Origin of the sequence: Bradyrhizobium campsiandrae (assembly GCF_014529705.1) — a bacterium.
GTDB lineage: Bacteria > Pseudomonadota > Alphaproteobacteria > Rhizobiales > Xanthobacteraceae > Bradyrhizobium > Bradyrhizobium campsiandrae.
Genome location: NZ_JAANIH010000143.1, coordinates 1 through 2,564 on the forward strand (window position 1 = coordinate 1; position 2,564 = coordinate 2,564).

Below are 2,564 nucleotides of genomic sequence, written 5' to 3' on the forward strand. Positions count from 1 at the left end.
GTACGCCTACGAGGAAGGCCGCCTTGTTTGACGGAGGCGAACGCTGCAGGTCCTAGGGGTAATCCTAGGAGAAGCGCTATGACGATTTCGAGGGCGGAGGTGATCACATCGGTCGAGCGGCGGCGCCGGTGGTCGCAGGATGAGAAGGAACGGCTTGTTGCAGCGTCGCTCGAGACCGGTGCCAATGTTTCCGAGGTGGCTCGCGTGGCCGGGCTTCATGTGAGCCAGCTGTTCAGGTGGCGTAAGGAGCTTTGCAAGCATGGTGAAGCGAGTGTAGCGCCGTTCGTGCCTGTCGAGATCGGGCCGTCTATGCCGCCGCGGGAGGTTGCCGAAGTGCCATTGGCGCCGGCGCGTCGGCGGAAGAGCCAAGGCATCATCGAGATCGACCTTGGTAGTGGGCACCGCATCCGGGTCGATGGCGATGTGGACGGAGACGCGCTACGTCGCGTTCTCGATGCTTTGGTCCGCCGATGATCCCGGTTCCGACTGGCGCGCGAGTGTGGCTCGCGACCGGCTACACGGACATGCGCCGAGGCTTTCCGTCGTTGGCTCTCCAAGTGCAGGAGGTGCTGCGCAAGGACCCGCTTAGCGGTCATTTGTTTGTCTTCCGCGGTCGCCGCAGCGATCTTGTGAAGCTGATCTGGCACGATGGCCAGGGAGCATGCCTTTTTACCAAAAGACTCGAGCGAGGAAGGTTCATCTGGCCATCGGTTGCAGGCGAAGCAGTGACGATCTCGTCGGCGCAATTGAGCTATCTGTTGTCCGGAATCGATTGGCGCACCCCGCAAGAAACCCAGCGTCCGACGCGGGTCGGATAACGGTTTTGGGTTTGAATCTGCCGCTCGATCTGATTCAATGGCTCCATGATATCGAAGCCGGACGACCTCCCGTCGGACCTTGTCAGTGCGTTGGCCGCGCTGCAAGCCGAGCGTGAGGCACGGCTACGAGCCGAAGCGATGGCTGCCAGCGCGCAGGCGGAGCTGTCGGATAACGCGGCGCTGATCGCGCATCTCGAGCTACGGATCGAGAAGCTCAAACGCGAACTGCACGGGCAGCGCTCCGAGCGCACGGCGCGCCTGATCGAGCAGTTGGAATTGGAGCTCGAAGAACTCGCCACCACGGCGAGCGAGGATGAGCTTGCCGCGCAGGCCGCAGCGGCGAAGACGCAGAACGTCCGCCCCTTCACGCGCAAGCGGCCGGTGCGCAAGCCATGGCCGGACGACATAGAATGCGAACGCGTCGTCATTGAGGCTCCCACGACCTGTGCCTGCTGCGGCGGATCGCGGCTGGCGAAGGTCGGCGAGGATGTGACCAAGACGCTGGAGGAGATCCCGCGTCGCTTCAAGGTCATCGAGACGGTGCGCGAAAAGTTCACCTGCCGCGATTGCGAGAAGATCAGCCAGCCGCCTGCGCCGTTCCATGCCACCCCGCGCGGCTTCATCGGCCCACAACTGCTGGCGACGATCCTGTTCGACAAGTTCGGTATGCATATCCCGCTCAACCGCCAGAGCGTGCGATTTAAGGCCGAGAGGATCGATTTACCGCTGTCGACGTTGGCCGACCAGGTCGGCCACGGGACCTTCGCCGTCATGCCGCTGTTCCAGCTGATCGAGCACCATGTGCTCGCGGCCGAGCGCCTTCATGGGGACGACACCACCATCCGCATCCTGGCGAAGGGCAAGTGCACGACCGGCCGGATCTGGACGTATGTGCGGGATGACCGGCCGTTCGCCGGGCCTGCGCCGCCGGCGGCGGTTTACTACGCTTCGGGCGACCGTCGCGGCGCACACCCCCAGAAGCATCTGGCCACCTTCACCGGTATCCTACAGGCGGACTGCTACAGCGGCTTTGAGCCCCTGTTCGACCCGCAGAGGAAGGTTCTACCGATCGCGCCGGCATTTTGCCTGGCCCATGCGCGGCGGGGCTTCTTCGAGTTGGCTGACATCGAGAAGAATGCTCGGGAAGGCAAGAAGGGCAAACCGGTCTCTCCGATCGCGCTGGAGGTGGTCAAGCGTCTCGACGCCCTGTTCGAGATCGAGCGCGCCATCAACGGCCGAAATGCCGACGAGCGGCGTGCCGTGCGCCAGGAGAGAAGCAAGCCGCTTCTTGAAGACATGCATGCCTGGTTGCTGCGCGAGCGCGAAACCCTCTCGCACTCTTCCGAGGTCCTGAAGCCGATCAACTACATGCTCAGGCGTTGGGAGGGCTTCGCCCGCTTCCTCGACGATGGCAGGATCTGCCTGACCAACAATTGTGCTGAGCGCGCATTGAGAGGTATCGCATTGGGAAGGCGCAACTGGACCTTCGCCGGCTGCCAGCGTGGTGCCGACCGTGCCGCCATCATGCTGACGATGATCACGACCTGTCGTCTCAATGACGTCGATCCCAAGGCCTGGCTCGCCGACGTCCTCGCCCGGATCGCCGATCTTCCCACATCGCGGCTGCACGAACTGCTGCCCTGGGAATGGAAGCTCCTGCGCCAAGCCGATAAGCCAACCGATCAGCAAGCCGCCTGACCTTCACCCAACGCCATCATAGACCCCGCCGTGCCCGCGCGCATCCGT

3 protein-coding genes are annotated in these 2,564 nt (G+C 63.5%); all 3 read left to right on the forward strand.

What is annotated here, in order from left to right:
* The first annotated feature begins 99 nt into the window (after positions 1–99).
* Genes tnpA through tnpC form a run of 3 tightly spaced genes read left to right on the forward strand, consistent with a single transcriptional unit; the run spans position 100 to position 2,516 of the window.
* Positions 100–474: an IS66-like element accessory protein TnpA gene (gene tnpA, locus G8O24_RS42325; protein WP_188108385.1), complete on the forward strand. Its 375-nt coding sequence runs from the start codon at positions 100–102 to the stop codon at positions 472–474.
* Positions 475–497: 23 nt separating this feature from the next.
* Positions 498–818, forward strand: coding sequence for an IS66 family insertion sequence element accessory protein TnpB (gene tnpB / locus G8O24_RS42330; RefSeq protein ID WP_430644539.1), 321 nt, complete (start codon positions 498–500; stop codon positions 816–818).
* Between the two features lie 45 nt (positions 819–863).
* The gene (tnpC, locus tag G8O24_RS42335; RefSeq protein WP_188108386.1) at positions 864–2,516 is read left to right on the forward strand and encodes an IS66 family transposase; all 1,653 of its coding nucleotides are present in this window, start codon (positions 864–866) and stop codon (positions 2,514–2,516) included.
* The last annotated feature ends 48 nt before the right edge of the window (positions 2,517–2,564 follow it).